Origin of the sequence: Streptomyces litmocidini, from assembly GCF_014649755.1 — a bacterium.
GTDB lineage: Bacteria > Actinomycetota > Actinomycetes > Streptomycetales > Streptomycetaceae > Streptomyces > Streptomyces litmocidini.
In genome coordinates this window covers 247,896-268,519 of the sequence record NZ_BMTQ01000006.1, presented here as the reverse complement: position 1 = coordinate 268,519, position 20,624 = coordinate 247,896, and the positions used below count along the sequence as shown (strand labels likewise).

19 protein-coding genes are annotated in these 20,624 nt (G+C 73.7%); 12 read left to right on the top strand and 7 right to left on the bottom strand.

All coding sequences use genetic code 11. The features are described from left to right. Nucleotides 1-2 precede the first annotated feature (2 nt). Nucleotides 3-668, bottom strand: a complete 666-nt coding sequence (locus IE180_RS16270; protein WP_229860510.1) for a bifunctional DNA primase/polymerase — start codon at nt 666-668, stop codon at nt 3-5. A 287-nt stretch (nt 669-955) separates the two neighbouring features. On the opposite strand from IE180_RS16270, the gene IE180_RS16265 reads away from it, so the two are divergent. Further along, complete coding sequence (locus IE180_RS16265) at nt 956-2,338, top strand: NsdA family TPR-like regulatory protein (RefSeq protein ID WP_190157572.1); 1,383 nt, start codon at nt 956-958, stop codon at nt 2,336-2,338. Between the two features lie 337 nt (nt 2,339-2,675). Further along, on the top strand, nt 2,676-4,058 hold the full coding sequence (locus IE180_RS16260; RefSeq protein ID WP_229860509.1) for a hypothetical protein: 1,383 nt from the start codon (nt 2,676-2,678) through the stop codon (nt 4,056-4,058). Nucleotides 4,059-4,064: 6 nt separating this feature from the next. Here IE180_RS16260 and IE180_RS16255 read toward each other — a convergent pair whose 3' ends face one another. Then, nucleotides 4,065-5,333 (bottom strand): ABC transporter substrate-binding protein, encoded by a 1,269-nt coding sequence (locus tag IE180_RS16255; RefSeq protein ID WP_229860508.1) that lies wholly within the window; start codon nt 5,331-5,333, stop codon nt 4,065-4,067. 217 nt (nt 5,334-5,550) lie between these two features. On the opposite strand from IE180_RS16255, the gene IE180_RS16250 reads away from it, so the two are divergent. After that, the gene (locus tag IE180_RS16250) at nt 5,551-5,994 is read left to right on the top strand and encodes an SCO4402 family protein (protein WP_190157570.1); all 444 of its coding nucleotides are present in this window, start codon (nt 5,551-5,553) and stop codon (nt 5,992-5,994) included. A gap of 59 nt (nt 5,995-6,053) precedes the next feature. After that, on the top strand, nt 6,054-6,905 hold the full coding sequence (gene purU / locus IE180_RS16245; RefSeq protein ID WP_190157569.1) for a formyltetrahydrofolate deformylase: 852 nt from the start codon (nt 6,054-6,056) through the stop codon (nt 6,903-6,905). Between the two features lie 90 nt (nt 6,906-6,995). Here purU and IE180_RS16240 read toward each other — a convergent pair whose 3' ends face one another. Both IE180_RS16240 and IE180_RS16235 read right to left on the bottom strand, forming a co-directional pair. After that, the gene (locus IE180_RS16240; RefSeq protein ID WP_190157568.1) at nt 6,996-8,267 is read right to left on the bottom strand and encodes a zf-HC2 domain-containing protein; all 1,272 of its coding nucleotides are present in this window, start codon (nt 8,265-8,267) and stop codon (nt 6,996-6,998) included. Further along, nucleotides 8,264-8,845: a sigma-70 family RNA polymerase sigma factor gene (locus IE180_RS16235; RefSeq protein WP_190157567.1), complete on the bottom strand. Its 582-nt coding sequence runs from the start codon at nt 8,843-8,845 to the stop codon at nt 8,264-8,266. Before IE180_RS16235 ends, IE180_RS16240 begins: the two co-directional genes overlap by 4 nt. 160 nt (nt 8,846-9,005) lie before the next feature. On the opposite strand from IE180_RS16235, the gene IE180_RS16230 reads away from it, so the two are divergent. After that, on the top strand, nt 9,006-9,404 hold the full coding sequence (locus IE180_RS16230) for an STAS domain-containing protein (RefSeq protein WP_229860507.1): 399 nt from the start codon (nt 9,006-9,008) through the stop codon (nt 9,402-9,404). Here IE180_RS16230 and IE180_RS16225 read toward each other — a convergent pair. Next, nucleotides 9,352-10,890 (bottom strand): class I adenylate-forming enzyme family protein, encoded by a 1,539-nt coding sequence (locus IE180_RS16225; RefSeq protein ID WP_190157566.1) that lies wholly within the window; start codon nt 10,888-10,890, stop codon nt 9,352-9,354. The two genes, IE180_RS16230 and IE180_RS16225, sit on opposite strands and share 53 nt — an antisense overlap. Nucleotides 10,891-11,047: 157 nt before the next feature. On the opposite strand from IE180_RS16225, the gene IE180_RS16220 reads away from it, so the two are divergent. The 4 genes from IE180_RS16220 (at nt 11,048) to IE180_RS16205 (ending at nt 15,092) form a co-directional block, all read left to right on the top strand. After that, on the top strand, nt 11,048-12,274 hold the full coding sequence (locus IE180_RS16220) for an amidohydrolase family protein (protein ID WP_190157565.1): 1,227 nt from the start codon (nt 11,048-11,050) through the stop codon (nt 12,272-12,274). Continuing rightward, complete coding sequence (locus IE180_RS16215; protein ID WP_190157564.1) at nt 12,274-13,410, top strand: acyl-CoA dehydrogenase family protein; 1,137 nt, start codon at nt 12,274-12,276, stop codon at nt 13,408-13,410. The genes IE180_RS16220 and IE180_RS16215 overlap by 1 nt, the downstream gene beginning before the upstream one ends. A 7-nt stretch (nt 13,411-13,417) precedes the next feature. Beyond that, the gene (locus IE180_RS16210) at nt 13,418-14,299 is read left to right on the top strand and encodes an acyl-CoA dehydrogenase family protein (RefSeq protein WP_190157563.1); all 882 of its coding nucleotides are present in this window, start codon (nt 13,418-13,420) and stop codon (nt 14,297-14,299) included. 355 nt (nt 14,300-14,654) lie between these two features. Continuing rightward, on the top strand, nt 14,655-15,092 hold the full coding sequence (locus IE180_RS16205) for an ATP-binding protein (protein ID WP_190157562.1): 438 nt from the start codon (nt 14,655-14,657) through the stop codon (nt 15,090-15,092). A gap of 170 nt (nt 15,093-15,262) precedes the next feature. Here the strand turns inward: IE180_RS16205 and IE180_RS16200 are convergent, their stop codons facing one another. Continuing rightward, complete coding sequence (locus IE180_RS16200) at nt 15,263-16,189, bottom strand: cyclase family protein (RefSeq protein ID WP_190157561.1); 927 nt, start codon at nt 16,187-16,189, stop codon at nt 15,263-15,265. Between the two features lie 101 nt (nt 16,190-16,290). Between IE180_RS16200 and IE180_RS16195 the strand changes: the two genes are divergently transcribed. From IE180_RS16195 to IE180_RS16185, 3 genes are all read left to right on the top strand, one after another. After that, the gene (locus IE180_RS16195) at nt 16,291-17,241 is read left to right on the top strand and encodes an SDR family NAD(P)-dependent oxidoreductase (RefSeq protein WP_190157560.1); all 951 of its coding nucleotides are present in this window, start codon (nt 16,291-16,293) and stop codon (nt 17,239-17,241) included. Further along, a complete protein-coding gene (locus IE180_RS16190; protein ID WP_190157559.1) occupies nt 17,238-18,287 on the top strand; it encodes a Zn-dependent alcohol dehydrogenase in 1,050 nt (349 codons plus the stop codon). The genes IE180_RS16195 and IE180_RS16190 overlap by 4 nt, the downstream gene beginning before the upstream one ends. Nucleotides 18,288-18,412: 125 nt before the next feature. Next, a complete protein-coding gene (locus IE180_RS16185) occupies nt 18,413-19,633 on the top strand; it encodes an MFS transporter (RefSeq protein ID WP_190157558.1) in 1,221 nt (406 codons plus the stop codon). Here IE180_RS16185 and IE180_RS16180 read toward each other — a convergent pair. After that, a complete protein-coding gene (locus IE180_RS16180) occupies nt 19,594-20,574 on the bottom strand; it encodes a GlxA family transcriptional regulator (RefSeq protein WP_229860506.1) in 981 nt (326 codons plus the stop codon). The genes IE180_RS16185 and IE180_RS16180 overlap by 40 nt on opposite strands. Between the last annotated feature and the right edge of the window lie 50 nt (nt 20,575-20,624).

The following is a 20,624-nucleotide window of genomic DNA, read 5'->3' as shown; positions in this document are numbered from 1 at the left end:
GGTCACTGCGCGCGGCTCCGGGCCTCCGCCGCCTCCCGGCCGCACGCGTACGCGAGGGGGCTGATCAGCTCCTCCGCGTCCGGCAGCCAGCGGTTCGCCGGGGTGGGGCGCCGCGCCCACTGGACCGCGCCGAAGCCCCCGATCCGGGTGGGCGGGGCCGCCACGTAGTGGCCCTCGCCGCGGGTGGAGAGGTCGATGGAGGCCGGGGTCCAGCCGAGCTTGCGGACGAGGTCGGGGACCTTGGCGGCGGCGCCGGGGAGCACGAAGAAGTACATGCGGCGGTCCGGGGTGCAGGTCACCGGGCCGAGCGTCAGCTCCATGCGCTCCATGCGGGCGAGGGCCAGGAAGCCGGCCGACTCGGACACCTCGATCGCGTCGAAGGTGCGGCCGGTCGGCAGCAGGATCGACGCCTTCGGCGTCTTCGACCACATCCGCCGCGCCCCGACCCCGCTGCCGGTCGCCTGGGTCGACCAGTCGGGCCTGACCGCGTGGGCGCCGGGCACGGCGCACGCGTCCGCGCCGCAGGAGCAGCGCTCCCTGCCTTCGACGGCTTCCAGCCAGGTCCCGGGAAACACGTCCCAGTGCCGCTCTTCCGCGTACCGCACGGCGCTGTCCAGCAGCTGCTCGCCCCGCTGCCCGGGGATCCGTGCGGCTTCCGTGACTCCCATGGTCTCTTCCACGCTGAGCACAACTTGCCACGTCACCCGGGGTTACGGGCGCGGCGGTCGGCGTGTTGACGCATCGATCCTGCACGCGGGGCGCACGGGTGCACCGGCGGGGGCGCGTGGAGGCCCGGGGAGCGGGGGTGGGTACGGACAGGTGGGGGCGCCGGCGGCGGGGGTTCCTCCGCGCGGCCGACGTGTCCGGTTTCGCGTGTTCACATCGGCATTGACCGGATATCAACCGGGCAGTGATCCCTCCTCCGGTGATCACCGCACGGCCTCAGGGGGTTTTCATGGCAGCCAGGCCACTCGTTCCGCGTCAGCTCAACGAACGGCTCCAGGCGCTCATCCAGGAAGCCGGCTGCTCCAACGCCGGCCTCGCCCGCAGGGTCAACATGGTCGGCGCCGAGCGCGGCCTCGACCTGCGCTACGACAAGACGTCGGTGGCGCGCTGGCTGCGCGGCCAGCAGCCGCGCGGCCGGGCGCCCGGCATCATCGCGGAGGCGCTGAGCCGCAAGCTGGGCCGCACGGTCTCGATCGACGAGGTCGGCATGGCCAACGGCCGGAACCTCGCCGGCGGGGTGGGACTGCAGTTCGCGCCGACCGTGACCGGCGCGATCGAGCAGGTCTGCGAGCTGTGGCGCAGCGACGTGGGGCGCCGGGACTTCCTGAACGGCTCGGCGGTCGCGGCCTCCGCCCTCGTCGAACCCAGCAGGGACTGGCTGATCACGAGCCCCGACGCGCACGTGGCCCGGACGACGGGGGCCCGCGTCGGGGTCGCGGACGTCGCGGCGGTGCGGGAGATGACGGCCGCGCTGGTCGACCTCGACCGGCGCTTCGGCAGCGGCCACGTGCGGCCGGTGGTGGCGCACTACCTCAACAGCGTGGTGTCGGGGATGCTGTCGGGCTCGTACCGGGAGGCGGTCGGGCGGCAGCTCTTCGCGGCGGTCGCCCGACTGACCGAGCTCGCCGGGTACATGGCGGTGGACACCGGTGAACCGGGGCTCGCGCAGCGGTACTACATCCAGGCGCTGCGGCTCGCGCAGGCGGCGGGCGACCGGGGGTACGGCGGCTATGTGCTCGCCGCCTCGATGAGCCACCTCGCCGCGCAGCTCGGCAACCCTCGGGAGATCGCCCAGTTGGCACGGGCGGCGCAGGAGGGGGCGCGCGGAAAGGTGCCGCCGCGCGCGGAGGCGATGTTCCTCGCGGCGGAGGCGCGCGGGCACGCGCTGATGGGCGACGCGCGCGCCTTCGAGACGGCGGCGGGCCGCGCCGCGCGGGCGCTCGACCGGGCCGATCCGGAGGCGGGCGACGACCCGGCGTGGATCGCCCACTTCGACGCGGCCTACCTCGCGGACGAACTGGCGCACTGCCACCGGGACCTGGGGCGGGCGGAGGCGGCGGCGCGGGCGGCGGAGGAGTCGATCGCCGGGCATCCGGAGTCACGGGCGCGGCGGCGCGCGATCGGCCTGGCGCTGCTGGCCTCGGCGCAGGTCCAGCTGCGGGAGGTGGAGCAGGCCTGCCGGACGGGCACGCAGGCGCTCGAACTGCTCGCCACGCTGCGGTCGTCGCGGGGCGCGGAGTACCTGGAGGACCTGAGGGAGCGCCTGGAGCCGTACGCGCGGGAGGCGGTGGTGCGGGAGTTCGACGCGCGGATGGAGCTGTACGCGGCGTAGGCCCCGCCGTCGCGTTCCCGTCGTCGCACGGAGGACGGGCCCCGCGGCGCCGGGTGCGTGCTCCCGGCGTGCCGGGCGCACGTCCTCGTACCGGAGCGCTCGGGCGTGCGACCGGCGCGGCCCCGCCCGGGCGAAGCCGGGGGCTCGCGGGCGCGCGCGGGGCGCCGCGGGGCGGGCGGGAGTCCGTCGACGGGGCCCGGGAGCCGTCCGGCGGATCGGGGCCGGACGGGCCCCGACCGTCTCAACCGTGTAATGGGTCTCACACGTGTGTGCGGAGCCCCGTCGGCACCCGGTAGCGTGAGCCGACGATTCCGTAGGTTCATGGGTGGGAGTCCCGGTGACGCAGAACGGACAGGGTCCGGAGCATGGCGGCGGTCAGCCGTGGGGCGGCGCCTGGGGTCCCGCCGGGGGCCAGGCGGGCGGGCAGCCGCTGCCGCCCGCGCAGCCGCTGCCCCCGGAGGCGCCGCAGGGCGCCGCCGACGCGCAGTCCACCCAGTACCTGCCGTCGATGCCCCCGCAGCAGGGCCCGCCGCAGCCCGGCTACGGCTACCCGGGGCCGGGCGCCCCGGACATGCAGGCGACCCAGCACATCGCGCCGGTCCCGGGCGGGATGCCGCCGGTCCAGGGCGCGCCGCAGCCGGGGTACGGCCACCCGGGGCCCGGCGCACCGGCCGCTGCTCCGCAGCCGGGGTACGGCTACCCGCCGCCGGCCGGCTCCTCGGACGCGACCCAGTACATAGCCCCCGTGCCGCCGCAGCAGGGCGGGGGCTCCGACACCCAGTTCCTCGGCACGGGCCCGCTCGCCCACCAGGGGCCCGCCGCCCCGGCCGGCTCCTCGGACGCGACCCAGTACATCGCCCCCGTACCGGCGCAGACGCCCGGTGAGCGGCAGCCGCCCGCCGAGTTCGACAGCCTCTTCCGCACGGAGGCCCCGCGGCCGCCCCAGCAGCCGCACGCGCCGCAGGGCTACCAGCAGCCGGGCCCGGCCCCGTACCAGCAGCAGCCCCCGCACCACCAGCCGCCGCAGCAGCACGCCTACCAGGACGCCTACTACGACGACGACGAGCCCGAGCCGCGCCGCAGGTCGCCGCTCGCGCTGATCGCCGCCGTCGTCGTCGGCTGCGCGGTCGTCGGCCTCGGCGCCGGGATGCTGCTCAGCGGCGGGGACGAGGAGAAGGACCCCAAGACCCCCGGGCAGAACGTGGCGGCGAGCTCCGCCGCGCCCTCCACCGGGGCGCCCGCGCCCACGGAGAAGCCGGCCGACCCGGCGGAGCCGCAGGCGCAGGAGCTCAGCAAGCTGCTCGCGACCAGCAGCAGCAGTCGCCAGACGGTGATCAGCTCGGTCGCGGCCATCAACCAGTGCAAGGACCTCGACAAGGCCGCGGCCGACCTGAAGGGCGCCGCCGAGCAGCGCCGGGGGCTGATCACCCGGCTCCGGGCGCTGTCGGTCGACAAGATCCCGGACAGCGCGGCGCTGACGGCGGCGCTCACCCAGGCCTGGCAGGCCTCGGCCGCCGCCGACGACCACTACGCGGCCTGGGCCGGGCAGATGAAGGCCAAGAAGGCCTGCAAGGGCGGCCACGCCCGGTCGACCAGCCAGAAGGCCGCGGGCGACGCGAAGAGCGGCGAGGCCTCCGCCGCCAAGAAGACGGCGGCCGGGCTGTGGAACCCGACCGCCGCGAAGTACGGCCTGGAGAAGCGGAGCTGGTCGCAGCTCTGAGCGGGCTCAGGGGGCGCTGAGGACGGTCTCGCCGACGTCGACGAAACCGGGCTTCTGCGCCACGAGCCGCCCCTGGCGGACCACCTGGAAGGTCACCTCGCGGTTGACGATCCGGGTGAACCCGGGGGCGCCGAGCATGTCCTCGTACTTCCAGCGCAGGCTCGGGGTGAGGCCGCCGGTGTCGATCCGCTCGCCCCGGTCGAGGGAGTGGCTGATGTCCTCGGCGGTGATCGTGTCCTGCTGGAGGGACTCGATGACCTCCTTGAGGACCGTGTACGCGATCCAGGTGGTCTGGACGCCGGCGTCGGCCGGGTCGACCCGGTTGTCGGCGAAGGCGTACTCCTGGATGACCTTGCGCATCGGCGCCCAGCTCTTGTCGCCCGCCTCCGGGTACCAGCCGGTGACGAAGGCGCCCTCGAAGGGGCTGTGGGGGCCGCCGGTGCGGTCGATGACGGGCTGGTCGACGCTGCCGAGGACCGAGGAGATCCGGACGGAGTCCTTGTCCCGCTTCTCCTCCTGCTGCCCGGGGAGGCGGCGGAAGGAGTCGAAGAAGGTCTGGGTGCGCTCGCCGAGGACGGCGGTCACGCAGCCCTTCTCGCCGCCCGCCCGGCTGCGGGCCCGGTCCGCCGGCTCGGTGTACTCGGCGGCGTCCTCCTGGGCCGGGATGTCGACGGCGCCCCGGTGACTCGCCTTGTGCAGGCCGGAGTCGAGGAGTTCGGGGAGCCTGTCGCCCGCGGTGGTGTCGGGTCGGACGAGGGAGACCCGGTCGCAGGAGCCGGCGAGCTGCATGCCGTGTCCGGCGACGAGGGCGGCCACCCCGCCGTTCACGGGGTAGGAGAGCGGGCTGGTGAACTCGTCCTCCGCGATGCCGTAGCCGCCGATGTACGGGATGCCCGCGGCTTCCAGCGGGGCCATGAAGGCGCGGCCGTTCTGGCTGTACGAGCCGACGACGGCCACCGCCTTCTCGCGCACGGCCCGGCGGGCGCAGGCGGCGGCGCCGGCGGTGGTGTTCTGCTCGTTGCAGGTCAGCACGCGCAGTTCGTGCCCGTCGATGCCGCCCCCGGCGTTGACCCACCGGGCGTAGGTCTGCGCCATGGCGGGCATTCCGGGCATGTTGGTCGCCCGGGTCTGGTCGGGAGCCCAGGTCATCACCGTGACGGGCTCCCTGGAGCCCCCCGTGGCCCCAGGGAGCACGCCGCAGCCGGCGAGCAGCGACGCCCCGGCCGCCGCGGTCGTGACGTGCGTGAGGAGTGAGGTCAGTCGCCTACCGGTCATGGGCATGCACATTTCCGCCTCATGGGTAACGCGGGAGTGAGCGCGGTTCAACGGTGGGTGACGTGAAGGTGAATTGCGGGGGTGGGTCACCGGAGGAGGGAGGGGGCGAGTCCGCTTACCGGACAAGGGAACGTACGATCGAAACGTGTCCAGTCCAGTCCCCGGTCCGGTCCCCGGTTCGGTTAACTCTTCCCGTCGCGGCCGTCGCTCCTCCACCATGGGCGGCATGCCGCTCAACGACATGCCGTGGTGGCGCTGGCGCAGCAACGTGCGCTCGGCGCTGCACATGCTCTCCGACCCCGTGTTCCACGAGACCGCCTGGCTGGCCGGCCAGGAGGGGTACGGCGACGTCACCGACGCCGTCTACCGCCTCGTCGAGGACACCTGGCTCGACAACTGGTCCGCCGAGAAGTACGTCGGCGCGATCTTCCGGGACTCCGGTGAGGCCGCCCTCGTCGACGTCGCCGTCCTCCGGGTGCTGCGCATCATGCACCAGGTCGGACCGGACGCCCCCGTCACCGCGTACGTCGCCCACCCCGGCTGGCCGGAAGCCGTACGCGCCGCCCGCGAGGCACACGTACGGATGGCGCGGGCCGACGGCGAGGACCCCGACGCGCCGCCGCGCTCCCTCGACGCGCTCCGTGTCCTGACCCGGTCCTGAGGCGTTCCGCCTGGCGGACGCCCGCCTCCCGGCCGGGCGTCGTGTGGCAGGCTGGCAGGATGACCGACCAGTACGTCCTCACCCTTTCGTGCCCCGACAAGCAGGGCATCGTGCACGCCGTGTCGAGCTACCTCTTCATCACCGGGTGCAACATCGAGGACAGTCAGCAGTTCGGAGACCGTGACACGGGTCTCTTCTTCATGCGGGTCCACTTCTCCGCCGAGGCGCCGGTGACGGTCGAGAAGCTCCGCGCGAGCTTCGCCGCCGTCGGCGACTCCTACGCCATGGACTGGCAGATCAACCGCGCCGACCAGCCCATGCGGGTCGTCCTCATGGTCTCCAAGTTCGGCCACTGCCTGAACGACCTGCTCTTCCGGTCGCGGATCGGGGCGCTGCCGGTGGAGATCGTCGCGGTCGTCTCCAACCACACGGACTTCCAGGAGCTGGTGGGCTCGTACGGGATCCCGTTCCGGCACATCCCGGTGACGAAGGAGAACAAGCCGCAGGCGGAGGCGGAACTCCTGGACCTCGTCCGCTCCGAGAACGTGGAGCTGGTCGTCCTCGCCCGCTACATGCAGGTCCTGTCGGACGACCTGTGCAAGCAGCTCTCCGGGCGGATCATCAACATCCACCACTCCTTCCTCCCCAGCTTCAAGGGCGCCAAGCCCTACCACCAGGCGCACGCCCGCGGCGTGAAGCTCATCGGCGCCACCGCGCACTACGTGACGGCCGACCTCGACGAGGGCCCGATCATCGAGCAGGAGGTCGAGCGCGTCGGCCACGAGGTGACGCCGGACCAGCTGGTGGCGATCGGGCGGGACGTGGAGTGCCAGGCACTGGCGCGGGCGGTCAAGTGGCACGCGGAGCGCCGGATCCTCCTGAACGGCCGCCGCACGGTCGTCTTCGGGTAACCCCCGACCCCCGTCCGGGTAACCCCCGGCCCCCGCCCCGCACACGTCCGCCGGGCACCGTCCCGACGGGCGCGGGGTGCCGGGGCGGGGCTACAGGCGGCTCAGGGACGCCGTCGCCGAGAGGACGTCCTTGATGGCCTCCCGGTCGCCGTCCTGCCCCGCCGCCGCCTCCTCCGGCGTGATGTGCCCCGCCACCAGCTGGCAGAACTCGACCCCGTCCATCGCCACCTGCGCCACCGCCCGCTCCGGCGAGCCGATCGCCGCGGGGGAGTCCAGGGAGATGTACCAGTGGCCGCCGCCCGCGCCCTCCACCTCCAGGTGGAGCGAGCGGCCCGGCGCGCCCGCCGCGACGAGCTCCTTGGCGGGGCCGGCCAGGCCCGCGCGCCGACGGTTGGCGAGGGCGCCGGGGAGCAGCCGGGCCGCGAGGTCGATCATGCCGTGGAGGTGCGGTCCGCTGGGCGGCGCGTACGGGTAGGCGACCGCGGTCGCGATGTCGTCCGCGTGCCGCCAGCACTCGAAGGCCCGCTCCAGGAGCGAGTCCTGGAGCGGCAGGGCGAAGTCCTTGTAGGTGACGGTCAGGTCCGCCACACCTCGGCCCGCGAAGGCGATCGTCCGGATCAGCGTGTGCGACTGGTCGCGCCAGGGCCCCCGGACGGACCGGTTCGGCGGCCGGTCGAGCGCCGTCCAGAACGCTTCCGTCCGTTCCGTCGGCGACAGCTCCGGCACGTCCGGGCCCAGCGGATCGTCCAGTCCCAGTGCCGTCGTCACCAGGCCGTCCACGGCGAAGAGATGGCCGATGACCCCCGCGACGGTGGCCTTGCGGCGCACGACGCGGTCCTCCTCGTACCACTTGAGCCGTACCGGCGCGTGCCATTCGGACTCGCCGATGTCCCTCAGGAGCGCGTCGAGCCGGGCGGTCTCCGCGTCGTACGGGGTGACCCAGTCGGGGACGGGGATGCGGGCGGGGCGGCGGCCCAGGCAGTTCTCCAGGACCCGGGAGCGGAGCAGCGGGTCGAGGTCCAGGTCGCGGTCCTCGTGGAGGAGCGTGACGGCGTCGCGGAGCCGGAGGGCCTCGTCGGCGCAGGGGGCGCACGCGGTGAGGTGGTTCTCGACGGCCCGGGTCTCGCCGGCGGAGCACGCCGAAAGCGCCCAGGCCCCGAGGAGGGACTTGAGCACGTTGTGGCTGAGGTCCGGTACTTCCGGTACTTCCGGTTCCTCCGTCTCCTCCGTCTCCTCCGTCTCCGTTCCCGACGCCTCCGGCGGTCGCGTCGTCAGGTCAGCGTGGTCGTCGGCCGCGCGGCGCGGTCCCGGTATCCGGGGAGCGCGCGCGACGTCGTCCGCGTCGTCGGCGGCCCCGGTCACAGCGGCCGTCCGTAGCCGGGCGGCGAGGACCCTTCGAGGGGGCGGGCGTGCGCGGAGGAGAGCAGCTGGAGTCCCAGCCGGAGGCGTCGACGGGCCTCGTCCTCGGTGACGCCGAGGTCGGCGGCGGTCTGGCGGTAGTCGCGGCGCTGGAAGTACGCCAGTTCGAGCGCCTTCCGGAGCGGCGCCGGCATGGAGGTCACGATGTAGTCGGCGCGGGCGGCGACCGTGGCCCGGTGGACCTTCTGCTCCAGCTCCTCGGCGGAACCGACCCCCGTCTCCGCGTACGCCAGGGCCTCGGCCTGCCGGAGCCGGTGCACGGCCTGCCGCTGGGCCAGCTTGGCGACCCACGAGCGCATGTTGCCCTGCTTCGGGTCGTAGGAGTCGGGGTTCTCCCAGACGTAGCCGAAGACCTCGCGGGTGACCTGGTCGGCCGCCGCGTCGTCGTCGAGGACCCGGTGGGCGAGGCTGTGCACGAGGGCGGCGAACCGGTCGTAGAACTCGCCGAGGGCGGCGGCCTCTCCGCGCGCCAGCCGCTGCTGCATCCTGCGGTCCCAGCGCGGTGGTGTGTCCATCCCCATGCGGCCCTCCGTTCCGGTTCTCCTCCAAAGTAGTGGGCCGCTCCGACGGCGCACGCCTGTTTGCCGCAAGTGCGCCCTTGACGCGGGCGCGGATGGTAAGGAAAACGTCTTTCCCGGCCCCCGGGGGTTTCGGCGCCTCCCGTCGGGGCAGGCGGCGTGCGTGACGACGATCGAGGTCGACGAGGACGAGCACGGCTCCTGGACGGTTTTCCGCGTCCGGGGGGAACTGGACCTGGTCACCTCCCCCCGGATACGCCGTCGCGTCCACGACGCCGTCGCGGGCGGCCGGCACGACCTGGTCATCGACCTGTCCGCGGTGCGGTTCTGCGACTCCAGCGGCGTCGGCGTGCTGATCGGGTCCCGCCGGCTGCTCCGCTCGTGCGGCGGCCGGCTTCGCCTGGTCCTGCCGGAGCAGCGGGCGGACGGGGAGGCTCACGTCGGCCGGGTGCTCTCCGCGCTCGGCGTGCACCGCCTCTTCGACGTGTACGAGGGCACGCCGGAGGCGCTCAGCGGGATGCCGGACCGGCCGATTCCGGAGCCGCGCCGAAACGCTCCCTGAGCTTGTACTTGAGCACCTTGCGCAGGGTCTCGTTGCGGGGGAGCGCGTCCACCACCTCCAGCTGTTCGGGCAGCTTGTGGACGGAGAGCCCGGCCTCCCGCAGGAACGCCGTGACCTGCGGGAGCCCGAGCGGGGCGGCGCCGGGGGGCTGTTCGACGACGGCGCAGACGCGTTCGCCGCGCTCGGCGTCCGGGAGGCCTATGACGGCGGCGTCGCCCACGTCCGGGTGCCGGTGGAGGAGGTCCTCGATCTCCTTGGCCGAGATGTTCTCCCCCTTGCGGATGATGACGTCCTTGACCCGGCCCGTGAGCACGAGGTGGCCGGTGGGCGTGAGGTGCCCGAGGTCGCCGGTGACGAGGAAGCCGTCCTCGTCGAAGGCGGCGGCCGTCTGCGCCGGGTCGAGGTAGCCCTGGCAGACGGCCTCGCCGCGGAGCCGGACCTCGCCGTCGTCGGTGATCCGGATCTCCATGCCGGCGGGCGGACGGCCCTCGGTCGTGGCGAGGTTCTCGGCGGTGTCGTCGGGGGCGCCCATCGTGATCATGGGGACCTCGGTCATGCCGTACCCGTGGGTGAGCTGGCAGCCCAGCTCCTTCCGCACCGCGTGGTAGAGCTCGGGCGGCTTGGGCGCGCCGCCGCCCGCGAGCAGGCGGAGGGTGGGGACGACGGGCTTACCGGGCTGCTTGCGCTGCTCGGCGAGGAACATCGAGTAGAAGGCGGTGGAGCCGCCGGCGACGGTCACGCCGTGCCGGTTGTACGCGTCGAGGGCCTCCGGCAGTGCGAACTGTTCGAACATCACGGCCGGGAAGCCGTACAGCAGGAGCATCACCGTGTAGTCGGGCCCGCCGATGTGCGCGTACGGGAAGGCCATCGAGCCGACGTCCTCGGCCGTCGGGCGGAGGGCGTGGGCGAGGCAGGAGCCGCCGGCGAGCAGTGAGCGGTCGGTGTGCAGGACGCCCTTGGGGTCCGAGGTGGTGCCGGAGGTCCAGTAGATCCAGCGGACGTCGGTGCCGGAGGCGGGCGGGGGAGGGAGAACGGCCGGGTCGCCGTCGGGCAGGCTCCCGGGGGAGTACGCCTCGAAGGTCCCGCGCGCGCCGAGCCTCCTCGCCATCTCCGCGTGGTCGAATCCGCGCCAGGTTCCGGGGACCGCGAAGAACTCGGCCCTCGACTCGCGCAGCGCGAAGCCGACCTCCTTGTCCCGGTAGAACGGGATCACGGGGGACTGCACGGCGCCGATGCGGGCGAGCGCGAAGGAGAGCACGGCGGTCTCGATGCGGGTGGGCAGCTGCCAGGCGACGACCGTGCCGGGGCGCACGCCCCTCCCGTACAGGCCGGCGGCGCAGCGCTCGGCGCGCTCGCGCAGGCCCTCGAAGGTGAGGACGCGGTCGTCCTGGAGGAGGACGGGCCGGTCGGGGGTGAGGGCGGCGCGGCGCTCGACGAGTTCCCAGAGCGTGCGGGACCCGCCGAGCGAGTGTGCGGTCTCGTTCATCCCGTACTCCTCCTGGCTGACGTTCCGTCAGATGGTGCGGTGAGCGTAGAGGTCCGGCGCTTGTCGGTCCAGGGGTGCGGGGCTAGCCTGATGCCGACAGATCTGACGGTTCATCAGAAACGGACCGGGAGCGGTCCGCCGAATCCGGGAGGGCTCCATGACGGAACTGCCCCGCATCATCAGCGTCGACGACCACGTGATCGAGCCCGCCCACCTCTTCGAGACCTGGCTCCCGAAGAAGTACCGCGACCGAGGGCCCCGCCCCCTCACCGCCGGCATCGGCGAGCTCGCCTACGTCGGCGGCAAGTACCGGATCACGATGGACCCCGAGGGTCCGCCCACCGACTGGTGGATCTACGAGGACCTCACGTTCCCGTACAAGCGCAACATCGCCGCCGTCGGCTTCGACCGCGACGACATGACCCTGGAGGGCATCACCCGCGAGGAGATGCGGCGCGGCTGCTGGGACCCGAAGGCCCGCCTCGCCGACATGGACCTCAACCACGTCGAGGCCTCCCTCTGCTTCCCCACCTTCCCCCGCTTCTGCGGCCAGACCTTCGCCGAGGCCCACGACAAGGAGGTCGCCCTCGCCTGCGTCCGCGCCTACAACGACTGGATGGTCGAGGAGTGGTGCGGGGACAGCGGCGGACGGCTGATCCCGTTGTGCCTCATCCCCCTGTGGGACGTCGGTCTGGCCGTGGCCGAGATCCGGCGCAACGCCGCCCGCGGCGTCAAGGCCGTCACCTTCTCCGAGATCCCCACCCACCTGGGGCTCCCGTCGATCCACTCCGGCCACTGGGACCCGTTCTTCGCCGTCTGCCAGGAGACCGGGACAGTGGTGAACATGCACATCGGCTCCAGCAGCCAGATGCCGGCCGCGTCCCCCGACGCCCCGCCCGCCGTCCAGGCCAGCCTGAGCTTCAACAACGCGATGGCCTCGATGATGGACTTCCTCTTCAGCGGGGTCCTGGTGAAGTTCCCCCGGCTCAAGCTCGCCTACAGCGAGGGCCAGATGGGCTGGATCCCGTACGCCCTCGAACGCGCCGACGACGTCTGGGAGGAGCACCGCGCCTGGGGCGGCGTCCGCGACCTCGTCCCCGAGCCGCCCTCCACGTACTACTACCGGCAGATCTTCTGCTGCTTCTTCCGCGACAAGCACGGCATCGCCTCGCTGGACGCGGTGGGCCGGGACAACGCCACCTTCGAGACCGACTACCCGCACGTCGACTCGACCTTCCCGCACACCAAGGAGGTCGCCCTCGACCACGTCCGGGGCCTCGACGACGAGACGGTCTACAAGCTCATGCGCGGCAACGCCATCCGCATGCTCGACCTCGACCTCGACCGCGATCTCGACCGCGACCTCGACCGGGGCGTCGCCTGATGGACCTCTCCTGCACCGAAGAGGAGGAGGCCTACCGCGCCCGCCTGCGGGAATGGCTCGCCGCCACCCTGCCGGACCTCCCCGAACGCCCCGACCCGCTCGACTGGCCCGCCCGCCGCGCCTACGACTGCGGCTGGCAACGCCGCCTGTACGACGCCGGGTACGCCGCCACCCACTGGGAAGCCTCCCCGACCCAGCGCCTCGTCTTCCTGGAGGAGACCGAACTCGCCGGGGCCCCCTACGTCGGCGCCAACTTCGTCGGCCTCCTCCACGCCGGACCCACCATCGCCGCCGAGGGCACGGCCGCGCAGCGCGAGCGGTGGCTGCCGCCGATCCTGCGCGGCGACGAGGTCTGGTGCCAGGGCTTCAGCGAACCCGACGCCGGATCCGACCTGGCCTCCCTCCGCACCCGGGCGGTACGGGACGGAGACGCGTACGTCGTCACCGGACAGAAGATCTGGACCTCGCACGCCGAGGTCGCCGACTGGTGCGAACTCCTGGTGCGGACCGACCCGGACGCGCCGTCCAAGCACCGGGGCATCACCTGGCTCGCCCTGCCCATGGACGCCCCCGGCGTCACCGTCCGGCCCCTGCGCACCCTCGCCGGGTCGACCGAGTTCGCCGAGGTCTTCCTCGACGAGGTGCGGGTGCCCGTGGCCAACCGGGTCGGGGAGGAGAACGACGGCTGGCGGGTCACCATGGTCACCCTCTCCTTCGAACGCGGCACCGCCTTCGTCGGCGAGGTCGTCGCCTGCCGCCGCCTCCTCGGCGAACTCGCCCGCACCGCCCGGAAGAACGGCACCTGGGACGACCCCGTCCTGCGGCGCCGGCTCGGCAGGCTCTCCGCCGAGTTCCAGGCCCTGTGGCGGATCGTCCAGGCCAACGTCAGCGAGGCCCGGGCGACCGGCGGGGTCCCCGGGGCGGGCGGCTCCGTCTTCAAACTGCACTACTCGCACGCGCGTCAGGAGCTGTACGACGCGGCCGCCGCCGTCCTGGGCCCCGACGCGCTCGACCTCGGCCGCGACTGGAACCTCGACCGGCTGTCCTCGCTCTCGTACACGATCGCGGCCGGCACGTCCCAGATCCAGCGCGACATCGTCGCCGAGCGCATCCTCGGCCTCCCGAAGGGCCGGTGATCCCGTCATGGACTTTCGACTCACGGAGGACCAGCGGGCGCTGCGGAAGGGAGTGCGGGAACTGCTCGCGCGGCGCTTCGACCGGGGCGCGCTGCGGGCCGCCCTGGACTCCCCGTCGCTCGACCGGGAGCTGTGGCGGGAGCTCGGCGCCGCCGGGTTCTTCGCGCTGCGGCTCCCGGAGGGGGAGGGGGGCGTGGGGCTCGGGCTCCCCGAGGCGGTCCTCGTCTTCGAGGAGGCGGGGAGGGCGTTGCTGCCGGGGCCGCTGGTCTCCACGCACCTGGCGGCGGGAACCGTGCCGGGGGCGGCGGACGGTTCCGTCGTGGTGACCTCCGCGGACGAGGGACTGGTCCCTTGGCTGGACGAGGCGGACGTGGTGCTGGGGGACGTCACGGGCGCCGTCCCGGTGCGGTCGGTCGATCCGCTCACGCCGCTGCACCGGGTGCCCGGGGCCGCGGGTGCCGTAGGCGCGGGGAGCCCGGGCACGACGGGGGCGGGGGTTCTCCTGCTCGCCGCCGAGCAGGTCGGCAGTGCGCAGGCCAGCACCGACGCGGCCGTCTCGTACGCCCGGACGCGGTCGCAGTTCGGGCAGGTCATCGGGGGGTTCCAGGCGGTGAAGCACCTGTGTGCCGGGATGCTCGTGCGGACGGAGCTCGCGCGGGCGGCCGTGTGGGCCGCGTCCGTCACCGGTGATCCCGTCGAGGTCGCCGGGGCCAAGCTCCTCGCCGACGAGGCCGCCGTCGGCAACGCGCGGGACTGTCTCCAGGTGCACGGCGGCACGGGGTTCACGTGGGAGGCGGACGTGCACCTGCACCTCAAGCGGGCCTGGGTGCGGGCCGAACTGCGGATGCCCGCGGCGCGGGCGGAGGAGACCGTGGCGGCGGGGCTGTAGCGCTGCGCTTCCGGCGGGTCACGGAATGTCGATACCGGGTTGTGTCCTTCGGCGGGGCCGTCACGGCCCGGAGTCGGCCCCCGCCTCCGGTACGCTCCGTGGGATGCGAGTGCTCGTTGGCCCGGATCGTCCCGGTGTCGCCCCTGCGGCGGCTCCGTGCCCGGGAATGCCCGCCGCTCGCGCCCGACGTTCGACTCCCCGCAGCGTGCGTCGCACAGTATGGACCATGCGTACTCCTTCGCGCTGGAATATGCCCGAAGCGCTTGTTGCGGTGACTGTACGTCAACCATGCTGTTCCACAAGGGAATCACGTTCCGTGAAGGTGTGTTGTCCGCCGGTTCGGATGGTGTGAGCGGTGCAGGTGCTTCAGGTTCAGTTGGTGGTCGGGCCGGACCCGGCAGAGGTGGGGCGAGCACGGAAGTGGGCCCGGTCGCGGCTCGCCGGATCGGGCATAGGGGCCGACGAGCCGCTCGCCGAGACGCTGGTGCTGCTCATCTCCGAACTCGTGACCAATGCCGTGGTGCACACCGGCTGTCCGGCCGTGCTGCGGATGCTGTTCGCCGCGGAGGGCGGGGTGCGGGTCGAGGTGACCGACGCGAGCGACCGGCCGCCGCGGCCCCGGCACGCGAAGGGCGAGGACACCAACGGGCGCGGCCTGGAGCTGGTGGACGGTCTTGCGGACCGGTGGGGCTGGCAGCCGGAGGGTGCCGGCAAGAGCATCTGGTGCGAGGTGGACCGGGTTCCGTCCGTCGCCGTCGTGGCGCCCCTGTCGCCCGGCAGGGTGCACTGTTGACGATTCGTTCCGTTTTGCCCACTCTGGGGTGAGCGATTCGTGGCGAGGGGAGCCGAGGGCCGTGGCCCTCGGCGTGTGCGGGTCGCGTTCGGGCGGCGGCGGGTCCGCGCCGTGCTCGGGGCGCGTGCGAGCGCGCCGCCGCCCGCGGGGGGTCTTCGGGGCCCGGAGGGTCAGAGGACCGCGACCGGGGCCACCGGCGTGCCCGTGCCGCCGACGAAGGGCTCGGGCATCGCGGAGAGCAGGAAGGCGTACCGCCCTTCCTGTGCACAGGCTGTGGACAGGGCCTCCAGATTCCAGTTCTGCCCCTGGAGCATGCCCATCTCGACCAGGTCGAGGGCGTGCACGGGCAGCCAGAGGTCCTCGATCTCGGGCGGGAAGATCTCGAAGGTGAGCGTGTCGTTGGCGACGGCCGCGACGTCGTGGGCGTGGAACCACTCGGGCGTGCGGACCGACAGGCCCGGTGACGGAAAGGCGTACCCGTGCCGGTCCCCGGCCAGGTACAGCCGGATCTGACCCGTCCGTACGAGCACGACGTCCCCGGACCGTACCGTCACCCCGCCGAACCCGGCCGCCTCGTCGAGGTCTTCGGGGGTCACGGCGTGGTCGCCCGGCAGCCGGTCCACGCCCTTCGCGGCGGCGACGTCCAGGAGGACCCCGCGGCTGACGAGGTGGCGGGCCGTGTGGATGCCGCTGAACCCGGAGCGGCCGTGCGGGGTGATCGAGGCGGCGGGGCGGCCGTTGTAGATGTGCCCCGAGTGGGAGACGTGCGTCAGGGCGTCCCAGTGGGTGCCGGCCTGGAGGCCGAGGGTCACGGCGTCGTCGCTGGTGGCGACCGTGCCGGGGCCGAAGAGCTCCTGGTTGATCTGGACCATGACGTGGAGCGGGTTCACCCGGCCGGGGATCATGCCGGTCTGTATGCCGTCCTGCTCGAGGTCGACGGCGAGCGGGACGCGCAGGCCGGTGCGGACGGTGGCGACGGCCTCCCGTACGACCTCGTCGGTGACGAGGTTGAGCGTGCCGATCTCGTCGTCCCGGCCCCAGCGGCCCCAGTTGTTGACGCGCTCGGCGATCTCGTGGAAGGCGGCGGGGAGGGACATCGGGGCCTCCGGGGGCTTGTTTTCCGGTATCTGACGGACCGTAGAATCCTGACGACGAACAAATCTAACGGGCCGTCAGAAAATGCGGGAAGGGGCCGGGCGTGGGGAACTTCTTGGCTGGCAAGGTCGTCGCCGTGACGGGAGCGGGGCGCGGCATCGGCCGCGCCGTCGCCCTCGCCTGCGCGGCGGAGGGCGCGAAGGTCGTCGTCAACGACCACGGGGTGTCGATCGAGGGCGGCGAGCCCACGTCGGAGATCGCGGCGGCGGTCGTGAAGGAGATAGAGGCGGCGGGCGGCACCGCCGTCGCCGTCGCGGACGACGTCTCCACGATGGCGGGCGGGGCGCGGGTCGTCGAGACCGCCCTCACCGCGTACGGACGCGTCGACGGGGTCGTGTGCGTCGCCGGCATCCTGCGCGAGCGGATGCTCTTCAACATGTCCGAGGAGGAGTGGGACCCGGTCGTCGCCACCCATCTGAAGGGCACCTTCACCGTCTTCCGGGCGGCCTCGGCGGTCATGCGCAAGCAGGGGGCGGGAACCCTCATCGGCTTCACCAGCGGCAACCACCAGGGGTCCGTGGCGCAGGCCAACTACTCGGCGGCCAAGGGCGGGATCATCTCCCTCGTACGGAGCGCGGCCCTCGGCCTCCACAAGTACGGGGTCACCGCCAACGCGGTCGCGCCCGTGGCGCGCACCCGGATGTCCGCGAACGTCCCGATGGAGCTCAAGGAGATCGGCGAACCGGAGGACGTGGCCGCGCTCGTCGTCTACCTGCTGAGCGAACGGGCCCGGCAGGAACGGATCACCGGTCAGGTGTACACCGTCGCCGGCCCCAAGATCGCGGTGTGGGCCCAGCCGAGGGAGCTGCGGGCGGGATACGCGGAGGCGGGCTCCTGGACCCCCGAGCGCATCGCGGACTTCCTGCCGGGGACGGTGGGGACGGACCCGATGCCGATGCTGGCGCGCCTGGAGGAGATGGCGAAGGCGGCGGCGGAGGGCGCGCGGCCCAACGCCGGGGAGCGCCCCGGGGCGGGCGAGGGGGAGCGGTCATGAGGGGGGTCGTCTTCGACGGGAAGCGGGTCCGGGTCGTCGACGACCTGGAGGTGCGGGACCCCGGCCCCGGCGAGGTGCTCGTGGCGATCGCCGCCGCCGGGCTCTGCCACAGCGATCTGTCCGTCGTCGACGGGACCATCCCCTTCCCCGTGCCCGTCGTCCTCGGGCACGAGGGCGCCGGTGTCGTCGAGGCCGTCGGCCCCGGGGTCGTCCACGTCGCGCCCGGCGACCACGTCGCCCTGTCCACCCTCGCGAACTGCGGCGCCTGCGCCGACTGCGACCGGGGCAGGCCGACCATGTGCCGGAAGGCGATCGGGATGCCGGGGCGGCCGTTCTCGCGCGGCGGGCGGCCGCACCACCAGTTCGCCTCGAACTCGTCCTTCGCGGAGCGGACCGTCGTCAAGGCCGTACAGGCCGTGAAGATCCCCGAGGACATCCCGCTGACCTCCGCCGCCCTCATGGGCTGCGGCGTCCTCACCGGCGTCGGAGCCGTGCTGAACCGGGCGAAGGTCGACCGCGGCGACACCGTCGTCGTCATCGGCACCGGCGGCATCGGCCTCAACGTCCTCCAGGGCGCCCGGATCGCGGGGGCGCCGACGATCGTCGCCGTGGACACGAACCCGGAGAAGGAGGCGGTGGCCCGGCGGTTCGGGGCGACGCACTTCCTCGCCTCCGCCGACGCCGTACGGGAGGTCCTGCCCACCGGCGCCGACCACGTCTTCGAGTGCGTCGGCCACACCGGCCTCGTCCGGACCGCGATCGACCTCCTCGACCGGCACGGCCAGGCGGTCCTGCTCGGCATGACCGCGCCGAAGGCGGAGGCGAGCTTCCCGCCGGCCGCGATGTTCCTGGACAAGTCGATCCTCGGCTGCCGGTACGGCTCCTCCCGCCCCCAGAAGGACATCGCCCTCTACGCGGAGCTGTACCGCTCCGGCACCCTCCTCCTCGACGAACTGGTCACCCGCACCTACCCCGTGGAGGACTTCGCGCGGGCGGTGGAGGACGCGGAGGCGGGGAGAGTGGCGCGGGGGGTGCTCATGTTCTGAGGGGCGCGGACGGGGACGTACGGGGCGGGGACGGGCGTACGGGGCGCGGGCGCGGCGGACGTACGGGGTCGCGGGGGGAGAAACGCGCTGGGCCCCAGGGGCGTACGGCCGTTACGGTCCTGGACATGTCCTACCGCGAGCTCGCCGTCCGACCCGTCCTCGCCTGGTCCGCCGTCACCGTCGCCGGCCGGCTGCCCGTCGCCATGGCGCCGCTCGCGCTCGTGTTCCTCGTACGGGAACGGCCCGGCGGTTACACGCTCGGAGCGGTCCTCGCCGCCGCGTACGTCCTCGGGGAGATCCTCGCCGCGCCCGTCCTCGGCATGCGGATGAACGCCGAGCGGGCCCGGCCGCAGCTCGCCGCCGGACTCGCGGTCGGCGCCGCCGGGTTCGCCGGGCTCGGGCTCGCGCCCGGCGCGCACCCCGCCGTCCTCGCGGCCCTCGCGCTGCTCGCGGGTGCCGGTCCCGCCGCCGTGCCCGGCGGGCTGCGCGCCCTGCTGACCAGCCTGGTCCCCGAGCGGGCCGTCACCCAGGCGATGAGCATGGAATCGGTGCTGACCTTCGCCATCTGGGCGGCCGCGCCCGCCCTCACCACCGGTCTGGCGCTCGGCGTCGACCCCGCCGTACCGCTGCTGTCGCAGGGCGTCCTGATGGGGCTGTCGGTGGCCGGGCTGTGGGCGCTGCCCGCCGGTTGGTCCGGTGCGGCGCGGGAGGAGGGCGCCGCGATGCGGAGGGCGCTGCTGCGGGCCTGGCCCGTGTACGTCCTGGGGGCCGCCGGCCTCACCCTGCTCGCGCTCGCCGAGCTGATCCTGCCCGCGCTCCTCGAACAGCGCGGGATCGGCATCGGCTGGGCGGGACCGCTGCTCGCCGGGTTCTCGATCGGTTCGGCGGTCGGCGGTTTCGTGTACGGCCTCCGGGGGAGCTGGCCCGGTCCGCTGGCCGTCCAGTCCCTGGTCCTGGTCCTCGCGGTGGCCGCGGGCGTCGCCCTCGTCGCCGTGCTGCCGTGGACCGCGGCCATCGCGGTGGCCCTGGTCGCCGCCGGGCTCCTCCAGGCTCCCGCGAGCCTCACCCGTAACCTGGCCCTCCGGCAGGTCCTCCCGCCGTCCGCGATCGCCGCCGGGTACTCGGTCATGTACGCGGCGGTGGGCGCCGGTTACGCGGCGAGCGGCACGCTCGCCGGCGCGCTGCTCAAGGTGGCGGCCCCGTCGACGGCGATCCTCTGGGGGGTGGCCCTGACGGTGCTGCTCGCGGTGATCGGCGCGGCGGGGGAGCGGCGGCTGACGCGGCGCACCCCCGACGTGCCGGAGGTTCAGACGGAGGACGCCCCCGTGCGGAACGTCCGCCGGTAGGACGTCGGCGTCACCCCGATCGCGCTCATCAGGTGCGTCCGCAGCGACTGGGCCGTGCCGAAGCCCGCGTCCCGGGCGACCCGGTCGACCGGCAGGCCGGTGGACTCCAGCAGGTGCCGGGCGCGTTCGACGCGCTGCTGGGTGAGCCACTGGCCGGGGCTGACGCCGACCTCGTCGCGGAAGCGGCGGGTGAACGTCCGGACGCTCATCGCCTCCTTCTCCGCCAGGTCCCGCAGCTGGATCGGCTCGTGGAGGTGGGCGAGCGCCCAGGCCCGCGCGGTGGTCGTGGTGTGGGTGCCGGCCTCCGGCAGGGGCCGCTCGATGTACTGGGCCTGGCCGCCGTCCCGGTGGGGCGGCACGACGGTCCTGCGGGCGACGTCGTTGGCGACGGCCGTGCCGTGGTCGCGGCGCACGATGTGCAGGCACAGGTCGATGCCGGCGGCCACCCCGGCCGAGGTGAGGACGTCGCCGTCGTCGATGAAGAGGACGTCCGCGTCGACCCGCACGCGCGGGAAGAGGCGCTGGAAGTGCTCGGCGGACGCCCAGTGGGTGGTGGCCGGGCGCCCGTCGAGGAAGCCGGCCGCGGCGAGCACGTACCCGCCGGTGCAGATGGAGACCAGCCGGGTGCCGGGCCGGATGCGGGCGAGCGCCGCGGCCAGCTCCTCGGGGAGCCTGCCCTCGTCGTGGACCGGCCCGAGCTCGTAGGAGGCGGGCACGACGACCGTGTCGGCGGTGGCGAGGGCCTCCGGGCCGTGCTCGACGTGGATCGAGAAGTCGGCGTCCGTCTGCACCGGACCGGCCTTCGGGGCGCAGGTCACGATCTCGTACAGCGGTCGGCCCCCGGGGCCCTTCGCCCGGCCGAAGATGCGGTGCGGGATGCCCAGCTCGAAGGGGAGGAGGCCGGGCAGGGCGAGGACGGCGACGCGGTGCGGCTGCTGCACGGGCGGGGTGCTCCTCCGTAAATCGGTGGTGGTCCAGACCATACGACTGG